Here is a 19,463-nt window from a genome sequence, read left to right on the forward strand (position 1 = left end):
CGCTGCGCTTTAGGCCAAATCCGTGCAAGCCGTGCCGAAGCACGCTGATATTGTGCAGGATAGACGAGCCTTTCGGCCCCTACAGTTATTGGGCCAAGTCAGCGCACGCGTTCCGTTTTCGCGCAGCGAAGCTTCAGCATGCGACATGGCCGGCACAGGAGATTGGCAATGGTAGACGTCATCACACGCTTCGGTTCTTTGGATGATTTTGCAAAAGGCGGCGTGGAGATCATCAACGACGATCCGCGTAACTATGTGTTCTCGAATGTCTTCGAGGTTGCGAAAACAAGCGCGCCCTATGAACGCGTCGCGGTTGGCGTCAACTTCGAATATGTGATCGAAGCCGCGCGGGCAGAGGGTACTTCGCCCTGGTTCACTTGCGCGCACGACGAGTTCGTCCTGTGCATGGACGGTGAAGTCGAGGTGCACCTCATCAAACTGGCTCAACCCGACAAATATGTGGACCCCGAACATGAGGGCGCGGTGGCCCTGCCCGATGCCATGCCCGACGGCCGCAAGATGGGGCGCCTCGTGCTCGGCCGCGGCCATCAGGGGCTGCTGCCGGTGGGTGCCGCCTATCGCTTCCAAGCCGAGAAGCCCACCGTCATCCTGGTTCAGACGATCCTTGGCGACGTAACCGTCCAGAAATGGGCGGCGATTTGCCAGACTGCGGCCTGACGCTGCCCCTGCCTCCCCGCACCCTTTCAGGAGAATTTCCATGGCCATGTCGCAATCGCTCGACGCAGAATCCGCGTCCGTCACCAGTACCGCCAGCACCGACACCGAGACGCTGGAGATCAGCAACCAGACCGGCTTCCGCGCCTTTCGCGCCGGTGGTTTCCACTTCCAGCGCGACGAATATTTCGCGCATCTCTCTTGGCCCGGCGGCACCCATATTATTCCGATCGACGTGTTTTTGCGCGCCATGATGCGCGATGTCGCATGGGGGTTTTTCTACGGCGTGGTGAACTTTGACGCCGTGTTCGGCACGATCAACCATTACGGCGAAGTCACCATGTTCGCCGGCCGTTTCAACGATGCCTATCGCAGCGCAGGCCGCGACTACTCGGAGCGCTTCCAGTCCGCCGCGCTGATGGCGACGTTCAAGGAACTGCTCTCGGACTGGACGGTGGAAGGCTACGATCCCTTTGCCGCGCCGATGGAGACCGGCGTGCCATGGGGCGTGAAGAACGGCGCCAATGATGCCGCGATCACCCGCCAGCGCGTAACCGCGCACCGTATGGTCGGCCTGCCGGGCGACACGCCTTTGCGCACGGATGCTGCGGGCTTTCCGGTCAACCGCCAGTTCGCCGACGTGCCCCAGGACCAGCCGCTGGTCGAGGCCGAGCCCGGCTTCGAGCATGAGGTAAGCGCCTATAATCTGTTCGGCTATCTTTCGCGCTCAGATGTGACATGGAACCCCAGCGTATGTTCGGTGGTGGGCGACAGCCTGTTCTGCCCGACATCCGAGGAATTCATCCTGCCGGTCGAGCATGGCAACGATCGCTGCGAATGGTTCCTTCAGCTCTCCGACGAGATCACCTGGGATGTGAAGGACAAGGAAACCGGTAAGCCGCGCGCGCGCGTGCTCGCCCGCGCGGGCGACATCTGCTGCATGCCCGCCGATATCCGCCATCAGGGCTATTCGACCAAGCGTTCGATGCTGCTCGTCTGGGAGAACGGCTCGTCCAAGATCCCGCAGATGATCGCCGAGGGCACCGCCCCCGTCACCCCGGTGCAGTTCTGATCATGGCACACCACGATCCCCTGCCCGCCTTCCCGACCAAGCTGCTGATCGACGGAAAATGGTGCGACGGTGCCGAAGGGGGCACCATCGCCGTCACCAATCCCTTTGACGGCGAAACGCTGGCGGAGGTCGCCATCGCCAGCGCCGCCGATGTCGACCGCGCGGTGGAGGCCGCCGAGCGCGCCTTCCCCGCATGGCGGGCGCAGGCCGCACATGACCGAGGCCGCCTGCTGCTCAAACTGGCCGACGCGATCGAGGCGGATACGGCCAACCTCGCCCGGCTGGAGGCGCTTGATACCGGCCATCCGATCCGCGACTGCATGGCGCTCGACGTGCCGCGCACGGTGCTGTGCTTCCGCTATTTCGGCGGCATGGCCGACAAGCTGGAGGGCTCGGTCGTGCCCGTCGATGCGGGCTTCCTCAACTATGTCGAGCGCGAGCCGATCGGTGTGGTCGGCGCCATCGTGCCGTGGAATTTCCCGCTGATGTTCACCAGCTGGAAGCTCGGCCCCGCGCTGGCGGCGGGCAATACCGTGGTGATCAAGCCGTCCGAGATCACTCCGCTCTCGACGTTGCGTATCGGCGAACTGATGCAGCAGGTCGGTTTTCCGGACGGTGTGATCAACATTGTCACAGGCTATGGTCATGACGCCGGTCAGCGCATTGCCGAGCATCCCGGCATCGGCAAAGTCGCCTTCACCGGCTCGACCGCCACCGGGCGGCGGATTGTCGAGGCCTCGGCGACCAACCTCAAGAAGGTGCAGCTGGAACTGGGCGGAAAGGGCCCCAACATCGTCTTCGCCGACGCCAATTTGCCCGCGGCGGTAGGTGGGTCGGCCTTCGCGATCTTCCACAATCAGGGGCAGGCCTGCATCGCCGGATCGCGGCTGATCCTGCACGAGAGCATTGCCGATGCGTTCCTCGAAAAATTCGTCGCGCTCGCCCGCTCCATCCGGCTGGGTGATCCGCTCGACCCGCAGACCGAGATGGGCCCGCTCACCTCGCGGCTGCATCAAGAGAGGGTGCTGTCTTTTGTCGAAGTGGCGCGCGAACAAGGCGGCGATGTGCTGACCGGGGGCCGCGCACCCACGGACCCGGCTCTGGCGGCAGGCTGCTTTATCGAGCCGACCATCGTCCGCGCCCAGCCCGATCACCGGGTGGCGCAGGAGGAAGTGTTCGGCCCCTTCGTCACCGTGCTCACCTTCCGTACCGATGAGGAGGCGCTGGCGATCGCCAACGGCACCGAATATGGTCTGGGCGCGGGGCTGTGGACGCAGGACATCACCCGCGCCCACCGCTTCGCCAAACAGTTGCACGCCGGCATGGTGTGGATCAACAGCTACAAGCGGGTCCATCCCGGCTCGCCCTTCGGCGGCGTGGGGCGTTCCGGCTATGGCCGCGAGATGGGCTTTGAGGCGATGCGCGAATATACGGTGGCCAAGTCGGTCTGGGTCAATGTCGACGCCCAGATCCCGACCTTCTACAGGCGCTGAACCGGACATGCGGCACTTCACCTATCAAGGCCTGCCGACGCAGGTCACGTTCGGAACCGGCACCGTGGCATCGCTGCCTGCGGTACTGGAACAGCAGGGCGTTCGCCGCGCCCTCCTGCTTTCGACCTCGCGACAGGCGGAACAGGCGCGGGCGGCGACCTCGTCTCTGGGCGACACGATCGTCGGCGCATTCGAGGGCGCGACGATGCACACCCCGGTCGAGGTCACGGCAAGGGCCCATGAGGCATTGATGGCATCGGGGGCAGACGGGGTGGTCGCTTTCGGCGGCGGCTCCACCATCGGGCTGGGCAAGGCGCTGGCTGTGCGCGGCGGGGTCCGCCATATTGCTGTGCCCACCACCTATGCCGGATCGGAAATGACTCCGATCCTGGGCGAAACCACAGCGGGCCGCAAGACCACCCGGCGGGCGCCCGAGATCCTGCCGCATGCGGTGGTGTATGACGTGAACCTCACGCTGGGCCTGCCGCCGGGCATTTCGGGCACCAGCGGTATCAACGCCATCGCCCATGCGGTAGAGGGGCTCTATGCCCGTGATACCAACCCGGTGATGCAGTTGGTGGCGCAGGAAGGCATCCGCGCGCTGGCGGCGGCACTCCCGCGCATCGTCGCGAACGGTGGCGACGTGGCGGCACGCACCGAGGCTCTTTATGGCGCGTGGCTTTGCGGCATGGTGCTGGGCTCGGTCGGCATGGCGCTGCACCACAAGCTGTGCCACACGCTGGGCGGCAGTTTTGACCTGCCTCATGCCGAAACCCACTCCATCGTGCTGCCTCATGTGCTCGCCTACAACGCGCCCGCGATTCCAGAGGCGATGGCAATGCTGCGAACCGCGCTTGGCGATCAGGATCCGGCGGGCGCGCTTCACCGTCTGGCCAGACAGGTCGGCGCGCCGCGCTCGTTGCGCGACCTCGGCATGCCTGAACCGGGCATCGAAACGGCCACCGAACAGGCGCTGGAGAACGCCTATTGGAACCCACGCCCGCTGGAGCGCGCGGCCATCCGCGACCTGATCGCCCGAGCCTGGGCGGGCGATCCGCCGGTCGCGAACGAAAGCGAGACAGCATGACCAAGCCCGACTTCGCGGCCATTACCGAGGCAACAATCGACCGGATGGCCGAGGCACCCAACGCCCGCTTGCGAGAGATACTCACCATCGGGCTGCGTCACCTACACGATGCCATTCGAGAAACCCGCCTCACCGAAACCGAGTGGGACGCCGCCATCGCGTTTCTCACCCGCACCGGCCAGATGTGCACTGCCGAAAGACAGGAATTCATCCTGCTTTCAGACGTGCTCGGCGTCTCGATGCTGGTCGATGCGCTCAACCATGCCGGAGGGGAGGGGGTGAGCGAGTCGACCGTCTTCGGCCCCTTCTATGCCGGTCGCCAACCCTTGCTTGCCGCCGGAGCTTCGATCCTCAAGCGCCCGGAAGAAGGCACACCGTTGCACCTGCGCGGGACGGTCTCCAGCGCTTTGGGCCTGCCTATCGCCGGTGCGCTCGTCGAGGTCTGGCAGACGGCACCGAACGGGTTGTATGATGTCCAGGACCAGGAACAGCCCGTCGGACATTTGCGGGCGAGCTTCGAGACTGCGGCAGATGGCAGTTTTGCCTTCGAAACGATCCTGCCGGTCAGCTATGCGATCCCCGACGACGGCACGGTTGGCGCCCTGCTCAAGGCGCTCGGCCGCCATCCAAACCGCCCCGCCCACATCCATTTCATGATTACCGCTGGCGGATTCCGCCGTCTGGTCACCCATCTGTTCATCGACGGGGATCCCTATCTGGAGAGCGATGCGGTATTCGGCGTGAAATCCTCGTTGATCGTACAGCCGCAGGCGCTGGCCGATGGCAGCCTCGCCGTCGAGTATCCCTTTACCCTGGCCGATGCATGGGCGGGGCTGGATGGATGATCCGGGCTTCTGGCGCGCCCGCCCCAACGCACCGCCGCCCGGAGCGGTGCTCGGAGCACTGACAGAGATCGCGCCGGGCGGCGCCAAGGAATATCGCTTTGGCCGGGGCCGCAGCACGTTCTCGATGTTTGTCGTCCGGCTGGAGGACGGGGTGCGGGCCTATCTAAATCTCTGCCCGCATTTTTCACTGCCGCTCAATCAGGCGCCAAACCAGTTCCTGCATGGCGAAGACATCCTGTGCAGGCAGCATTTTGCCCTGTTCAGGGCGGATACCGGCATCTGCTTTTCGGGCGCCTGTGAGGGCCGGTCGCTCATCGCCATTGCGATCCATGTCTCGGACGACGGCATGCTGACGATCGCTGACTGATACTCATCGGGCCGCGCGTGGGGCGCACCGCTGAAGAGACCCAATGCTCACCAAAGTCTGTACCAAATGTGCTGTTCCGCGGGCCGAGCAGCGGCCATTGCGACGCCATATTACCTTTAAAAGAGGCCGGTGGGGCCATAGCCGCACCGGCCCAGGGATGGAACTGGTCTCTCCTTGACCGTCTATGGTCGACGATCACCTAAGCATGTGGTCATCGACGTTCCGGGCGCTCAACCATGCACGCGCAGTGTGAGATACCACTGGCGCGGGGGGCTGTAGGTTGCCGAAACAAAGCCCACGCTGCCCGGTGAAGATTGGTCGAAGCCGCCGACAACAAAGCGCTTGTCGGTCAGATTGCGGACGCCCAAAGTCAGGCTCCAGCGGTCATCCTTACTGGTAAAGCCAACCGAGCCATCCAGCATCCCAACATTGCCGGACTGAAGATAGCGTGAGTTTTCTGCATCGGGGTGGACGTTGCTCTTGTAGCTGTAATCGGCTGCGAGCGAGAAACTGCTGCCGTTTGCCAAGCCGTGCCGCCACAATGCGCCCAGCGCTGCCGACCATTCAGGGGTGTTCACCAACTTATTGCTGGCCGCGAAAGTGACGCCGGGGCTGAGTTGGCGATAATAGGCATCCAGATAGCCAAGGCTGCCATTGATCGAGAGTTCGCCCAGTTTGGCCTGCGCTTCGGCCTCAAAGCCGCGGATAGTGGCCTGACCGCCATTCTTGAACACCGGCGACAGGCCATTGTAAACCGTGACCTGCATGTTGTCGTAATTGGTGCTGAAGGCGGCCAAATTCAGGCGCAGCTTGCGGTTAAGCAAGGTGGATTTCAGACCGATCTCGTGCGTATTGGCCGTTTCCGGGCGGAAGGTGAGTTGGCTGATATCGTTCGGCGGCGAGATAACATCGAGCAAGCGCGTGGTCCAACCGCCGGACTTGAAACCTTGGGAGAAGGAGTAATAGGTCATCACGTTGGACGAAAATTTGTACTCCGCGCCGGCCTTGAACGACACATTGCTGAAAGACAGCTTGTTTTTGCCCACAGGGAAAACGCGGGTCGGATCATTGGGGTCCGGCAAGATGGCAAGGGCAGCAGGCGACAGCGGGAGGACATTGGGATCCACCCCGCGCTGACGCAGGAAGAACGAATTCAAGTCTTTCTGAAAGCCTTCGAACTCCTTGTTTTCCTTCGTGTAGCGGATGCCAAACGTCAGACCGAACTTGTCAGTGACATCGAAATGCTCATGCGCAAAGGCGGCAAAGGCACGGTTGGCAAAATGATTGTAGCCGTACACTTGGACAAGACCTTCCGCAAACACCGGGCTGTCCGTCAGGTCGCCATTTTCCATAAAGTAATACAGGCCAACAATGCTCTTGAGGCGATTGTCGAATGCATTGTTGCTAAGCTGCAGTTCCTGCGAAAACTGGGTCTGGTTCATGTTGAAGGAGGCATCGTTCACGACGATCGGGGCTGCTGCGTTCTCGCTGCCAAAGCGTGAATGGAGCGCGCGATAGGCCGTTATCGACTTGATCGAACTGTTCTCCGACAAGGTCAGATTGGCCGTGGCCGAAACGCCGCCGGCCTTGAGCTTGTCAAAGTTGCTGCCACGGGCATAGCTGGTATCGATGTTGCCCGTCAGCAGGGCATCGCTGATCGGCAGGCGGTTGTTGTTGGGGTTGCCGTCGGCGTTCACCCCGAAAAAGCTTGTGCCGACTGTGCCACGGTTGCTGCAGATGAAGGCTGGAGCACCGCCAAAGATGCACCCGTTATAGGCAGCCAGCAGTGTCCCGTCATTGGGCCCTGCAAAGGTCTTGATCAGGGTTGAGGGGCGCGCGGCCTGATCGGCGTTGGTGTAATCCGCGCTGATCAGAAGGTTGAAGCGCGAATTGGGCTCCCACTTCAGCTTGCCGCGCAAATTTATGGCGTTTTCGCCGCCTTGGGTTTCAAAACCACCAGGGGCGCCAGCGGTGCGGAACTGACCAAGATCGCTGGTGCCGATCACGCCGGGAAAGGCAATGCGCTGCTGATAGCCATCGCGCCGTTTGTAAGAAAAGGAGAACTGCGAGAGCAATTGATCGCCGATCAGCGGAACATCGACCGATCCACGCACGTCCGTCCGGTTGAAGCTGCCTCCAGTCACTTCAAACGCGTACCGAAAGTCCTTGGCAGGATCGCGGGTCACAATGTTCAGCGCGCCGCCGATCGTATTGCGGCCAAACAGCGTGCCTTGCGGCCCCTTGAGCACCTCGATACGTTCCAGATCGAGCAGATCGGCCACCGCGCCCAGCGACCGCGCGAAGTAAACGCCATCGATGTAAACTCCGACACCCGGCTCTAGGTTGAACGCAAAGTCGTTCTGCCCGACACCGCGCACGGATGCCACGAGGATCTGCGAGGAACCGGCAAATCCGGACGTGTTCTTGATATCAACGTTGGGCGTGAAAGACGAAATCTGACCGACGTTGGTCAAGCCACGCTGGCGCATGGTTTCGTTGCTGAAGGCGGAAATGGCGATCGGCACTTTCTGGATATTTTCGGACCGGCGCTGGGCCGTTACCACAATATCGCCGACTGCGGACTGCTGCGCCGTCCCGCTCGATGCTTCTTGTGCCCATGCCTGCCCGCTCGGCAAAAACGCGGCTGCGGTCAGAAGGATAAACTTTTTCCTCATACTGTAACTCCCCAGAGTTAGGCTTGGTTTCGGCCTCTCCTCCCGGGGCAAACAGTGTCATGCCTGATGGGCACAGGATTGCTTGTTGCGGCCCGTTTTCTTGCCGCCAGCGGTCAAGACTCCCGCTTAACGTTTGCCGCGCAAATCGCGCGGGCTGATGCCGAACCGGGCGCGAAAGGCACGGCTGAAATGCGCCGAATCCTTAAAGCCGCAATCAAACGCGATCGAGGTGATGCTGCGCTGAACCGAGCGCTGTCCGGCCAATTGGTTGTGGGCCGCAACCAGGCGTCGATCCCAGATAATATCCGACAGCGGTCGGCCCTGATCGGCAAAAAGTTTGCGCAGATAGCGCCCCGATATGCCGAGCCGCTGCGCCACAAATTCGCACGAGAGCGCCTCATTGCCAAGCTCATCCTCAACCAGGCGCATGGCCCGCTGAATGAGGAGATAGCGCGGTTCGCTGGTGCCACTGGAGGGCCCGTCGCGCGTTTCCAGAAGCGCGGCCGCCACCATGCCCAGCATGGTATCCTGCATTTGCCGCTTGGTGGCATCGCCGATCGCGTCCAGTTCGTTGCACACCTCGCCGATCAGCAAAGATGCCACCCGTCCCGTTCCGCTGTTACCTCGCACGGACACCGCGGTCAGATCCGTGACATTGCCGACAAGGCGCGAGAAACGGTCGCGTTCAATGCGCATCACCGTCATTGCGAAAGGCTGGCGCAGCGCGATGTGATAGTTGGCTGCCGTGTCATAGACGGCAAAATCTCCCTGCTCCAGAATGGCGTCACGCCCGTTCTGGCAAAGCACGGCGGATCCGGAATTGATCCTGCTGAGCAGCACATAATCATCAGTGGATCGACAAATGCGCGCCCTGTCACGCGTCACGGAATGCGCGGTTGCCCGCACATCCATGACCAGCGTTTCACGCAGATGGCGCAGCCGCATTTCGCCTTGAAACGGCGCATCCAAGTCAACATTCATATCGAGATCAATCAACGCATCGCATACCGCGTCGCGCCATTGCCTATGGTCTTTTGTGGCGTTGACCCGCCCCTCTTCGGTGTAATGCATCGCGCCCCCCTTTGTCCGTCCTGAGCACCCTGCCTTGATTGCACAAAAGCTGAAAACGATATGGTAGAGGCGCAAAGGGCGGACTCCACCCTATGGCCTCATTCTGCTGTCCTTCCGCTCACCGAGGTTGCGGCCATACAAACATCATCGATTGAGTATGATCGCCCCGCCCCCGTTACGCAACGACCTTTACCTTCACCCCTGCCTCACAAGCCAACGCGTAAAATGGGCGACCCGCTTACTGGCTGGCGCTGTCGCCCGCATCAATTTGCGCTTCATCGTCTTTGTCACAAATCGACGCGCGGGTGAAACGGCTGCGCGGCCTGTCATCAAACAGAACCTGGAACACGTCCGGCCGGGAATAATGCCCCACCGGATCGGCCGCAGCCTTGGCATAGGCGATCATGGATGTGTCGATTTCGGCAACGACCAACCCCTCCTCTGTGGGGGCAAGGCGGTCCGCCAGCGGCGCCCCATCAGGACCAAAAATCATTGAGCATCCGCCACCAAGCGGCAACAGATCGACCTTGTCAGGCCCATCGCACAGCATGGCCTGAATATGCGGTGTGACCAGAGTTGTTGCAGCAATAACGAAACATTGGCCCTCTGCAGCATAGACCTGCGTCACAGCGGTGTTGAGTTCGGCACCCAACGCATAGGCCTTGCCTTCATAGAGCGAAAAGGCCGGCCAGGCGGCAACGTGGATTTGTTCGTGCTGGGCAAACATGGCGTATTTGACCAAGGGCTGCAAATGCTCCCAACAGCACAGGGCGCCCAACCTGCCAAGCTCGGTGGCATGCACTTTCAGGTCGCAGCCATCACCTTCGCCAAATACCGACCGTTCGACATGCGTGGGGCGCAATTTGCGGCGATGGGCAAGGATCGCGCCGTCAGGCCCGATCAAAGTCTGCCCCAAATAGAGCGAGCCATGGTCACGCTCGCTCGTGCCCAGCACCACCGTCATGTCCGCCCGCGCGGCGGCGGCCGCGATGGCCTGCATTTCGGGGCCATCGCGCTCGATCGAATTGGCGTGATAGCGACCGATAAACTGCATTCCCCATGCCTGCGAGCCCAGCCACGACCAGAAAGGGTAACCTGGCACCCACGCCTCCGGAAAGGCCAGAAGCTTGACATCCTGACGCGCAGCTTGCTCGATCAACGCGATGGTCTTGTCCACCGTGCCCCCCAGATCGAGGAATTCAGGTGCCGCCTGAACGGCAGCAGCCTTGAAAGGCTTCGACAATGTCATTTCATTCTCCGTCTTTACAGATTGTATGCGGCAGGGTCACGTTCAGCCGAGCCCCCAGGCTTTCAACGGTGCTGAAACCGAGGTGCCGTTTCGGTCAGCAGGGCGGTCATCACCGCGCCAATCAGAAGCACGCCCGCGACCACCGCCAGCGTGGCCTCAAGGCCTGCGTGCTGGGCAATGTAGCCGCCGATGGCAGGCGCGATACCGCCGCCAAAAATCTCGCCCACCCCAATGGCCAAGCCCATGGCGCTGGACGCCATGTCGGCGGCAACCGATTCACCCGGAATGGGGCCGGCCAGCAAGGCATTTGCTCCGCAACACGCAAAGGCCGCGACGAAGAGCGCAAAGAATAAGCCGATCGAGCAAAAACCGGCGAAGGCCAAAAGCAGAAGTGCCGCAGCCCCGGTTACAAATGCCGCCGCCAACGACAGTTTTCGCCCCAACCTGTCCGAAACGGCCCCAACCGCAATCTGACCTGCAAAACCACCAAACCCAAGCCCCGACATCACCATGCCCATCGTAGCCGTGGGCAGATGTACGACATCTGTCAAAAACAGCGGTGCCATCACCCCAAGCACGAAGACGCCGCTCATCGAGCAGCAGATCACGGGCAAAACAACGCAGATATTCCGGTAATGCAGGACGGCTAGCCAGCCTGCGCTCGGGCCATGCTGCTCGACGTGTTGGGCAGCCACCGGCGTTTCGCGCAGTACGCGGCTAAGGAAAAAGGCGAGGATCAGCCCCGGCACGGCCACCAGCAGGAACACATCCCGCCACGATGGCAGGATCAGCACTAATTGGGTGGCGATAATCGGCCCCAGTGCCAGCCCGAAGAGCGCAAAGGCCGAACTGATGATCCCCAGATTGAGTCCCCTGCGCTTTGGCGGCGAGGCATCAAGCGCGGCGGCATAGCTCGACGGGCAGTAGGCGCCTTCAGCCACACCCATTGCCAAACGGGCCAGGAAAAGCGTCGTAAAGCCAGTCGCCAGCCCGCTCAAGCCCGACAGCAGCGAAAAGCCGATGACTGCCGGAATGATAATCACCCGCCGCCCGATCCGGTCAGCCAAACGCCCCATGACAATGGCAAACACGCCCCACGACAGGCCGATCGCCGCCGCCAACGCGCCCAGATCCTGGTAGTTGAACTTGAGCTCCCGCATGATCTGGGGGGCCAGCGGCGTCACCAGCCAGCGGTCGAGTCCAACCAGCCCGAAACCCAACGCAAGCAGGCCGACAGCCTTCACCTCATAAGCAATGTCAGGCTCGATCTGTCGCACTGAAGGCAAAGGGTTGTGCATCGCTGTCCCACCACACTGGAAATGTAAGGGGTGAGGATATGGCGCAAGGCTCCTGCCGGATTGGCTGAAGCGGCACGATCATTGGCACTGGGCGGCACAGCAAAGGATCACAGGTGGCCAAGTGATCAGAACAAGTTGACGTCGTCATTGCTGGGACAGCTATGGATGGGCAAATGGCGCAGAAACTCGCGTGCGGCATCACTCAGCAGGCTGCGGCTGCGGCGATACACCCAGAAATGACGCCTCAACTCCAGCGCCGGGACGTCCAGCCGCCTTACCAAACCTTGCTCAACCCGAGGCATCATCAGCGGCACGGGAAGCCAGCTCAGCAATTGACTTGCCTGACACATCGTCGCCATCGCCTCGACCGAGTTGGTTTCCATGCCGACGCAGACCTTATGCCCCAGGCTGCGAGCAAGGGCCTCAAACCGGACACGCGGGCTGAAGGCAGAACCGGGCATCACCCATTGCCGGGCAAAAATCTCTTCCAGCGCCGGTTTGGATGCGATGGGGTGATCATAGGCGCAAAAGACCGCGAAACTGTCGCTGTATTCGCAGCAGCCGATGCAGTGGAACGCCTCGTCGCTGATCTCCCCGGCGGTCACCACAAGATCGATCTCGCGCTGATCCAAAGCTTGCAGCAAGACGCTGTTGACATCTTCTCGCGCGTCAATCCGGACGGCCGGGCTGTGCTCCAGCATCCGGGCAGCCGCGTTCACCACCAGCCCGCGCATGACAGCCGCCACCGCCCCCACTCTCACAACACCGCGGCGCAAACCTCTGAAAGCGGACAGTTCATCGCGCAGCGTATCCATATCGGCCAAAAGATGCCGTGCGTGACGAAACAGCACCTGCCCGACTTCGGTCAACACCATGCCCCTCGTGGTGCGGTCGAACAGAGGCTGGCCCAATTGCGTTTCCATCCTTTGCACAAGGCGGCTGAGCGAGGGCTGCGCCAGATGGACTTGCGCGGCCGCACGGCCAAGGCTGCCGGTGATGGCCACGGCGATAAAACACTGCAATTCGCGTTCGGAGAAAGTCATGTTATCAGCGTATGCCTTTTACCCGAATATGCAATTGCGCGAATATCGTGATGTGTCATTCAGTGGCCACACAAATTGCTTGTGGCACCCGTTCTGGCGGGAAGCCACGCGCTTCGGGAGAGAACCGTGGCCATCACTGACTATATCGACGACCGCCCTGCCGAAGGCGTGTTTCGCGTAAACTCTGCCATCTTCACGGATCAGGCCGTCTTCGACGCCGAAATCAGGGCCATTTTCGAAGGCGGCTGGGTCTTTCTGGGCCTATCCTCACAGGCCGAGAAACCGCACGACTATTTCACCACACAGATCGGTCGCTTTGCGGTGATGGTTCAGCGCAATGGGCAAGGAGAGCTCGGCGCTTTCATCAACGCCTGCCCGCACAAGGGCGCGCGGCTTGCCCAGCTTCGCCAGGGGAACGCGCCGCTGCATGTTTGCCCCTATCACAGCTGGAGCTTTGACAGTTCCGGCCGGAACAAAGCCATCAAAAGCAAGCACGCGGGCTGCTACTCCGCCGCATTTGATCAGGACGATCATGGCCTGGCGCGCTTGCCCGGCTTTGCCGATTACCGCGGATTTCTGTTTGGCAGCCTGAGCGCTGATGTCCCCCCGTTGGCTGAGCATCTGGGTGAGGCCGCCAAATTGCTGGACCTTGTGGCCGATCAAAGCGAAGACGGGCTGGAATTGGTGCCCGGCCAGGTCACTTTCACTTTCGCGGCCAACTGGAAGATGCAGTTGGAAAACTGCTCGGATGCCTACCACTTCACCTCCACCCACCCGTCTTACATACGCGTGCTTGAACGGCGCCAACAAGCCTTCAGCCAAGATGTGGTCGCCTCGGTTTGGGAAAACAGTGATTACTGGAAGGACGATGCCACCGGCATCGGCGGCGGCAGTTTCAGCTTTGCCAACGGGCACGCCTTGAACTGGGGGATCTTCGGGGTGACGCCCGCCTCGCCGCTGTTCGACAGGGCCGGATCCCTGGCCCAGCGCCATGGCGAGGCCAAGCGTGACTGGATGTTCAACATGCGCAACCTCACCATTTTCCCCAATATGCAAATCGCCGAAAACGCATCGAGCCAATTGCGGATCATCCGCCCTCTGGCCGCGAACGTGACCGAAATAAGAACATGGTGCCTTGCCCCCAAGGGCGAGAGTGCCGCAGCACGGCGTCAGCGCATCAAGCAATATGAAGACTTTTTCAACCCGACCGGCATGGCCACGCCGGATGACACCATCTCCTATGAAAATTGCCAGATGGGTCATGGTGGAGGTCCATCCCGATGGCTGCAGGGCTATGCAAGGGGCATGACGGCCAGCGTTGCGGGAGGCAATCGTTTTGGTGACCTGATCAGCCTGCAACCCGAACAAAGCGTGCTGGCCAACCCGCAGCTTTGCGATGAAACGCTTTACCACAGCTACTACCGTGCTTGGGCCAACCGGATGGCGAAGGAGTTGGAGGCATGACGGCAAAGATCACGCGCGAGGAAGCGCAGGAATTGCTCTACCACGAGGCCCATCTGCTGGACACATGGCAGTTTGACGCATGGGTCGAACTCTATACGCTGGATGCCGAATTCTGGATGCCGGCCTGGCGTGACGAAATATCCACCACGCAAGACCCGGACCGCGAGCTGTCGCTCATATATTACAAAGGCAGGCGAAATCTGGAAGATCGCGTGATGCGCCTGACCTCGGGCCATTCCACCGCATCATCTCCACCCGCCCGGGTTTTACACCAGATCAGCAATGTCCGCATCACCCACGGGGATGAGGCCATGGCGGATGTCTGTTCCGGTTTCGTGTGTCATCGTCATGATACGCGGATGAACCGTACCGATTATGTCTTTGGCCGCTACGAGCACCGACTGGTCATTGAGGCAGGGGTCATTCGTATCGCAAAGAAGAAGATCATCCTATTAAACGACGTGATCGCCACCTCATCGGACATCTATTCTATCTAGTGTTTCTTTGCGAATCCACAGTTTACCCTTGTCGCCTATAGATTTGCGGACAGCTCTTTTAGAATCGCCAAAAACGTTTCTCTGTTTTCCGCCCCCACAATTTCATCAATTCTCGCATTGTGCGCTGCCGCCTTGATTTCCAGTTCGGCCAGCTGCGCTTCTCCGCCCGCACTCAGTTTCAGGCGGAAATTGCGGCGGTCGACCTCATCGCGCTCGCGTTCGACCAGCCCGGCCTTGCCAAGTTCGCGCAAGGACGCGGTCAAGGTCGACTTGTCGCGCCCGCTGGCCGCGCTCAACTCGGTCTGATTGATGCCGGGATTATCATGGATGATCCGCAGCAGGGCATACCAGCCCGGCCAAATATGAACCTCACCCACGCTACGGGAATAGGCGCCAAAGGAAGCCTCCTGCGCCCGGCGCAGATGATAGGCGATGACATTGTCCAACCCGCGCGTCCATTGCCTGTCGTCGGTTTGCACGACCGCCGCGCCGCGCCGCCTGTTACCGGCCATGGATCACGCCCGGCACGACGGACACGACCGAGACAAAATCAGCGTCATAGCGTTTAAGGCAAGGCATCAACGGTCCCATATCCGGCAAGAATGACCGGATCGGTCGCACGGCTGACACGCCAAAGTCAAGCTTGCCGAAACCACTGCTCCATCAACGCGGTGACGCATGGCGCGCGATCAGGCCAACAGCCGCCAGCACCACCACCATCACGCCGGCGATCGCCCCATGAAAACCGGCCAGCCCCAGTGCACCGATTACCATCGCTCCGAGCAAGGCGCTGGAGATCGCGCCAAGCCGACCAATGCCGGTGGCCAGCCCCACGCCACGTGCGCGGATGGCCGCCGGATAGATGTTTGAAGCCAGCGCATACAGGCTGGTTTGCGCCCCGTTGACGCAACCCCCCTCAATCGCAATCAGCGTAAAGGTAACCGCCAAAGGCAGGTTCGCATTGACCAGAAACGCCAGCGCCGCTGCCGCACCGACGGCCACCAGCGCCATTGCACACATCACCCGGCGCGAGCCGAAGCGCGCCATCAAGGCGCCACCCAACAGGGCCGTGACAACACCGCCCATGTTGAAAGCCGCCAGTCCTTGAGCCGCCTCAGCCACACTCAAACCGCTTTCGACCAGCAGGGTGGGAAGCCAGTTGAACGCGGCGTAGACCGACACCAGGGAAAAGAAAAACGCCGTCCACAGCAGCAGGCTGTCTGCCCGCCACGCCGGGGCCCAGATGGCGGACAGCGGCGTGGAGGGCTCATGCTGCCGCGGCGAGTTCAGTTCAGGCAGATCGGTATCACCCAAACCCATGCAGCGCAGGCTTCGTGCGACGCGTGTCGCACTGGCGCCGCGCGAGATCAGAAAGGTCACCGATTCCGGCAAAACCACCGCCAGAAGCAGCGCCAGTCCCAGCGTGCAGGCGCCCGCCAGCACAAACAACGCCTGCCACCCCATCACCGGCAAGATGGCCGAGGCCGCCATACCACCAACCACGCCCCCCAACGGCACGCAAACGATCGACAGGATGACCGCGAGGCTGCGATAGCGCGCAGGCGTGAACTCTGCGGCCAGCGCCGCGACATTGGGAAAAGCGGCGCCCAGCCCAAGGCCCGCCGCAAACCGCAAGCCCGCCAGTTCCAGCGGCGTGTGAACAAAGCCGATCAGCAAGGTGCCCGCGCCAAACAGGATCGTGCTGGCCACAAGGGCGGATTTGCGCCCGAACCGGTCCCCCACAACGCCGCCGCTGACCGCGCCGATCAGCATGCCAAACTGGGCGGCGGCCAGCGCGGCCCCCAGCGCCGCCTTGGGCAGCCCCCAGTCCTTCATCAGGCCGGGCAATGCAAAGCCAAGCGCCTGGTTGTCAAATCCGTCCAGCAGGATCGCCAGCGACACCAGCGCCAGCAGCAGCTTTTGCCGCCAGCCCCAGCGCCGCTCGTCGATGAGCCCGGCAACAGTCGAAGGCGCCTCTCCCAACGCCATCAGCCCAGCCTTGCCTCGACCACCACGGTGCGGCGCTCGTTCTTCAACACGGCAAAGGCTTCGCCCAGCACGGCGGCAAGGTCGCTGTCGCGGTCGACCACAAAGCTGGCCGCGCCGCCAGAGGCCGCGGCAATCGCACCATAATCAGGCGCGGGGGTAAAGCTGAGGTCGAGATCATTGGCCTTGCTGGCATGGCCATCGGGATGAACGGCAAGGGCCGAATGGCGCGGCGCGTTCCAACCGTCGTTGTTCAACACGACTTGCAAAAAGGGCGTTTCGTAACGGCGCGCAATCCAGTGAACACTCGAAGGCACAGTGAACATATAGCAGCCATCGCCCGACACGGCGACCACCGTGGCATCCGGGTTGGCCAGCTTCGCACCAATCGCCGCGCCGCCGTTCCAGCCCAGCGATCCGCCGCCGCTGGCAAACATGCTGCCCGCACGGGTGGGCGCCAGATGGTCGAACACCGGCTGATAATTGGTGATACCCTCGTTCATCACGATGGTCTGTTCATCGAATTGGTCGCGCAGAGCCGCCATCAAACGGGCGGTGGTCAGCCCGCCATCCGGCGTTTCCAAAGCCGCCACCTGCGCCCGGCGTGCAGCGCTGCGCGCGGTGTAATGCGCGGTTTTTTCCGCCAGCGCATCGGCATCGCAAGCCAGCGCCGCCACCGCCTCGCCAATCACCTGCAAGGCTTGTGCGGCATCAGCGCGATAGCTGCGATGCGGCTCGATATACCACAGCGGCATCTGCTCCTTCAGGGGGTCGATGTCGATGTGATAGATTTCGGCCGTGTCGGACGGCGTATTCTTGATCGGGATCCATGGCACGTCGCTGTCCACCACCAGCACCAGATCAGCGGCGGCAAGGTCGGGATTTTGCTCCGGATTGTTCCAGTAATTGCCAAGGTAGAACGGGCTGTCATGCGGCAGGTTGACGTAGCTGGGCACCGATTCCACAACGCCGGCACCGACTTGTGCGCAAAGCGCTACCAAGGCGTCCACCGCCGCCGGATTGCGCCCGAGATAGGAGGTAACGATCAACGGGCGCTTCGCTTTTGCCAATCTTTCGGCCAGAAAGCGAGCGTCCTGCGCGCCCAATGCGGGCGGCGTCACCGGCTGCCAACGCTCCATGTCGATATTCACCGGCTCGCATGGCGCCTCCAGCACTTCGCGCGGGGCCATCAGATAGACCGGCCCCTTGGGGTCCGACTTGGCGAACTGCATCGCGCGGTGAACCAGTTGCTTGACGTTGGCGCCGGTGCGAATCTCGTTGTCATAGCGCATATAGCCGCGCACCAGCCCGCGCTGGTCGTGCACATCCTGAATCCACTGGATGAACTCGTTGCGGCTGCCCAACATCTCACCCTCCTGAGTGAAGGGCGAGGAACCCGCGAAAATCAGGACCGGGATGCGCGCCTTCGCCGCATTATGCACCGCCCCTGCCAAGGCCTGCGTGCCGCATTCGACGTGAATGATCACCGCCTGCGGCTTGCCGCTGATCTGGGTGTGGCCATGAGCAATGGTCAAGGCAACCATCTCGTTGGGGCAGGTGACGATGGTGGGCACCGTGCGCCCGTTGGCACGCGCTTCAGCAATCGCCTCGACAAGTCCGGGGTGGTCGCTGCCCAAATTGACGAAGGCGTGCGTGATGCCTTGCTCGACAAGGGCTTCGAGAAAGGCAGTGGCAGTAGTGTACATCACGAACTCCTGACATTTTGGTCGAGACTGCGCAGCAGCGCGGTGCAATTTGAAAGCGCGGGTGCAGGCACGCTATGGCGATGGGCTGTGGCCAACAAGCCGCCCTGAATGGCGTCGACTTCGGTAAGACGCCCGGCTTCCACATCCTGAAGCATGGACGGTTTGTGGGCGCGGTGATTGGCCATGGCAAAGGCAACCGATTGGCGCACCCTTTCGTCATCGACCGCCACATCGTTGGCCTTTGCGATGGCAATCCCTTCCTCCACCACCTGCGATGCCAGATCGCGAGCGGGGGGGAAGTCGCCGACCTGGCCCACCGTCATCCGCGTGAGGGCGCAGATGCCGTTGAGCGCGGCGTTGAAGATCACTTTTTCCCAGATTGCGGCCTTGACCGAAGGTTCCGCCGTCGCGCCAAGGTCAGCCTCGGCCAGAGCGGCGGCAACCTGGTGAATGACGGGTCGATCCTCGCCCGTCAGGCTCCAGAACTTGACCGTGCCGTGGCCTGCAACATGGATGCGGCCATGGCCCAGCAGATCGGCGGGCCAATTGGTGATGCCCACCAGCACGCGATCGGCCCCGACCACATCGGCAATCGCCACATCGTTGCCAAGGCCGTTTTGCAGCGTCAGCACCATGCCGTCGGGGCGCAGCGCGCCCGCATTCTGCGCCATGGCGGCAGCGGTATATTGCGACTTGGTAAAGAGGATCAGCAGGTCCGCCTCTCCCTCCACCACGCCCGGCATGGCTGCCTCACAACGCGCCGGGGTGTCATTTTCCCAGACTCCGTCCGCGGCTATGGTGGCAACGCGGGCCGGGTCTGTGTCCACAAACACCACCTGATGCCCGGTACGTGCCAGGCGCCCCCCAAACAGGGTGCCCATCGCCCCTGCCCCCACAACCACGACTTTCATAGACATTCCTCTCGCGTAAGGGTC

The 19,463-nt window shown here is 61.8% G+C and carries 17 protein-coding genes; 8 read left to right on the top strand and 9 right to left on the bottom strand.

Annotated elements, in window-relative coordinates; translation table 11 throughout:
• The first annotated feature begins 168 nt into the window (after positions 1–168).
• Genes PQ457_RS19735 through PQ457_RS19760 form a run of 6 tightly spaced genes read left to right on the top strand, consistent with a single transcriptional unit; the run spans position 169 to position 5,539 of the window.
• Positions 169–678: a cupin domain-containing protein gene (locus PQ457_RS19735; RefSeq protein WP_273619512.1), complete on the top strand. Its 510-nt coding sequence runs from the start codon at positions 169–171 to the stop codon at positions 676–678.
• A gap of 40 nt (positions 679–718) precedes the next feature.
• Positions 719–1,747: a hydroxyquinol 1,2-dioxygenase gene (locus PQ457_RS19740; RefSeq protein ID WP_273619513.1), complete on the top strand. Its 1,029-nt coding sequence runs from the start codon at positions 719–721 to the stop codon at positions 1,745–1,747.
• 2 nt (positions 1,748–1,749) lie between these two features.
• Positions 1,750–3,240, top strand: a complete 1,491-nt coding sequence (locus tag PQ457_RS19745; RefSeq protein WP_273619514.1) for an aldehyde dehydrogenase family protein — start codon at positions 1,750–1,752, stop codon at positions 3,238–3,240.
• Between the two features lie 7 nt (positions 3,241–3,247).
• Positions 3,248–4,327, top strand: a complete 1,080-nt coding sequence (locus tag PQ457_RS19750; protein ID WP_273619515.1) for a maleylacetate reductase — start codon at positions 3,248–3,250, stop codon at positions 4,325–4,327.
• Positions 4,324–5,172, top strand: a complete 849-nt coding sequence (locus PQ457_RS19755; protein ID WP_273619516.1) for a dioxygenase family protein — start codon at positions 4,324–4,326, stop codon at positions 5,170–5,172. Before PQ457_RS19750 ends, PQ457_RS19755 begins: the two co-directional genes overlap by 4 nt.
• Positions 5,165–5,539, top strand: coding sequence for a Rieske (2Fe-2S) protein (locus PQ457_RS19760; RefSeq protein WP_273619517.1), 375 nt, complete (start codon positions 5,165–5,167; stop codon positions 5,537–5,539). Before PQ457_RS19755 ends, PQ457_RS19760 begins: the two co-directional genes overlap by 8 nt.
• Positions 5,540–5,769: 230 nt before the next feature.
• On the opposite strand, the gene PQ457_RS19765 is transcribed toward PQ457_RS19760, so the two are convergent.
• From PQ457_RS19765 to PQ457_RS19785, 5 genes are all read right to left on the bottom strand, one after another.
• Positions 5,770–8,214, bottom strand: coding sequence for a TonB-dependent receptor (locus tag PQ457_RS19765; protein ID WP_273619518.1), 2,445 nt, complete (start codon positions 8,212–8,214; stop codon positions 5,770–5,772).
• A gap of 126 nt (positions 8,215–8,340) precedes the next feature.
• Positions 8,341–9,195 carry an AraC-like ligand-binding domain-containing protein gene (locus PQ457_RS19770; RefSeq protein WP_420540995.1) on the bottom strand — a complete coding sequence of 285 codons (855 nt, stop codon included), beginning with the start codon at positions 9,193–9,195 and terminating at the stop codon, positions 8,341–8,343.
• A 328-nt stretch (positions 9,196–9,523) separates the two neighbouring features.
• Complete coding sequence (locus tag PQ457_RS19775; protein ID WP_273619520.1) at positions 9,524–10,534, bottom strand: carbon-nitrogen hydrolase family protein; 1,011 nt, start codon at positions 10,532–10,534, stop codon at positions 9,524–9,526.
• A gap of 62 nt (positions 10,535–10,596) precedes the next feature.
• Positions 10,597–11,811: an MFS transporter gene (locus tag PQ457_RS19780; RefSeq protein WP_273619521.1), complete on the bottom strand. Its 1,215-nt coding sequence runs from the start codon at positions 11,809–11,811 to the stop codon at positions 10,597–10,599.
• A gap of 146 nt (positions 11,812–11,957) precedes the next feature.
• Entirely contained in the window at positions 11,958–12,836 is an 879-nt protein-coding gene (locus tag PQ457_RS19785) for a LysR family transcriptional regulator (protein WP_420540996.1), read from the bottom strand.
• A 165-nt stretch (positions 12,837–13,001) separates the two neighbouring features.
• On the opposite strand from PQ457_RS19785, the gene PQ457_RS19790 reads away from it, so the two are divergent.
• Positions 13,002–14,339, top strand: a complete 1,338-nt coding sequence (locus PQ457_RS19790) for an aromatic ring-hydroxylating oxygenase subunit alpha (protein ID WP_273619523.1) — start codon at positions 13,002–13,004, stop codon at positions 14,337–14,339.
• Positions 14,336–14,836, top strand: a complete 501-nt coding sequence (locus PQ457_RS19795; RefSeq protein WP_273619524.1) for an aromatic-ring-hydroxylating dioxygenase subunit beta — start codon at positions 14,336–14,338, stop codon at positions 14,834–14,836. The genes PQ457_RS19790 and PQ457_RS19795 overlap by 4 nt, the downstream gene beginning before the upstream one ends.
• 35 nt (positions 14,837–14,871) lie before the next feature.
• On the opposite strand, the gene PQ457_RS19800 is transcribed toward PQ457_RS19795, so the two are convergent.
• The 4 genes from PQ457_RS19800 to PQ457_RS19815 form a co-directional block, all read right to left on the bottom strand.
• Positions 14,872–15,348 (bottom strand): MarR family winged helix-turn-helix transcriptional regulator, encoded by a 477-nt coding sequence (locus tag PQ457_RS19800; RefSeq protein ID WP_273619525.1) that lies wholly within the window; start codon positions 15,346–15,348, stop codon positions 14,872–14,874.
• A 151-nt stretch (positions 15,349–15,499) separates the two neighbouring features.
• Positions 15,500–16,825, bottom strand: a complete 1,326-nt coding sequence (locus PQ457_RS19805; protein WP_273619526.1) for an MFS transporter — start codon at positions 16,823–16,825, stop codon at positions 15,500–15,502.
• Positions 16,825–18,528 carry a thiamine pyrophosphate-requiring protein gene (locus PQ457_RS19810; RefSeq protein WP_273619527.1) on the bottom strand — a complete coding sequence of 568 codons (1,704 nt, stop codon included), beginning with the start codon at positions 18,526–18,528 and terminating at the stop codon, positions 16,825–16,827. The genes PQ457_RS19805 and PQ457_RS19810 overlap by 1 nt, the downstream gene beginning before the upstream one ends.
• Entirely contained in the window at positions 18,528–19,439 is a 912-nt protein-coding gene (locus PQ457_RS19815) for a ketopantoate reductase family protein (RefSeq protein WP_273619528.1), read from the bottom strand. The genes PQ457_RS19810 and PQ457_RS19815 overlap by 1 nt, the downstream gene beginning before the upstream one ends.
• Between the last annotated feature and the right edge of the window lie 24 nt (positions 19,440–19,463).

This window comes from Novosphingobium humi (assembly GCF_028607105.1).
Classification (GTDB): Bacteria; Pseudomonadota; Alphaproteobacteria; order Sphingomonadales; family Sphingomonadaceae; genus Novosphingobium; species Novosphingobium humi.

Bases quoted from the DNA above. Each gene is read 5' to 3' on its own strand.
- PQ457_RS19810 (WP_273619527.1), bottom strand. From the start codon at position 18,528: ATGTACACTACTGCCACTGCCTTTCTCGAAGCCCTTGTCGAGCAAGGC.
- PQ457_RS19765 (WP_273619518.1), bottom strand. From the start codon at position 8,214: ATGAGGAAAAAGTTTATCCTTCTGACCGCAGCCGCGTTTTTGCCGAGC.
- PQ457_RS19750 (WP_273619515.1), top strand. From the start codon at position 3,248: ATGCGGCACTTCACCTATCAAGGCCTGCCGACGCAGGTCACGTTCGGA.
- PQ457_RS19740 (WP_273619513.1), top strand. From the start codon at position 719: ATGGCCATGTCGCAATCGCTCGACGCAGAATCCGCGTCCGTCACCAGT.
- PQ457_RS19795 (WP_273619524.1), top strand. From the start codon at position 14,336: ATGACGGCAAAGATCACGCGCGAGGAAGCGCAGGAATTGCTCTACCAC.
- PQ457_RS19755 (WP_273619516.1), top strand. From the start codon at position 4,324: ATGACCAAGCCCGACTTCGCGGCCATTACCGAGGCAACAATCGACCGG.
- PQ457_RS19775 (WP_273619520.1), bottom strand. From the start codon at position 10,534: ATGACATTGTCGAAGCCTTTCAAGGCTGCTGCCGTTCAGGCGGCACCT.
- PQ457_RS19805 (WP_273619526.1), bottom strand. From the start codon at position 16,825: ATGGCGTTGGGAGAGGCGCCTTCGACTGTTGCCGGGCTCATCGACGAG.
- PQ457_RS19735 (WP_273619512.1), top strand. From the start codon at position 169: ATGGTAGACGTCATCACACGCTTCGGTTCTTTGGATGATTTTGCAAAA.
- PQ457_RS19800 (WP_273619525.1), bottom strand. From the start codon at position 15,348: ATGGCCGGTAACAGGCGGCGCGGCGCGGCGGTCGTGCAAACCGACGAC.
- PQ457_RS19770 (WP_420540995.1), bottom strand. From the start codon at position 9,195: ATGAATGTTGACTTGGATGCGCCGTTTCAAGGCGAAATGCGGCTGCGC.
- PQ457_RS19760 (WP_273619517.1), top strand. From the start codon at position 5,165: ATGGATGATCCGGGCTTCTGGCGCGCCCGCCCCAACGCACCGCCGCCC.
- PQ457_RS19815 (WP_273619528.1), bottom strand. From the start codon at position 19,439: ATGAAAGTCGTGGTTGTGGGGGCAGGGGCGATGGGCACCCTGTTTGGG.
- PQ457_RS19745 (WP_273619514.1), top strand. From the start codon at position 1,750: ATGGCACACCACGATCCCCTGCCCGCCTTCCCGACCAAGCTGCTGATC.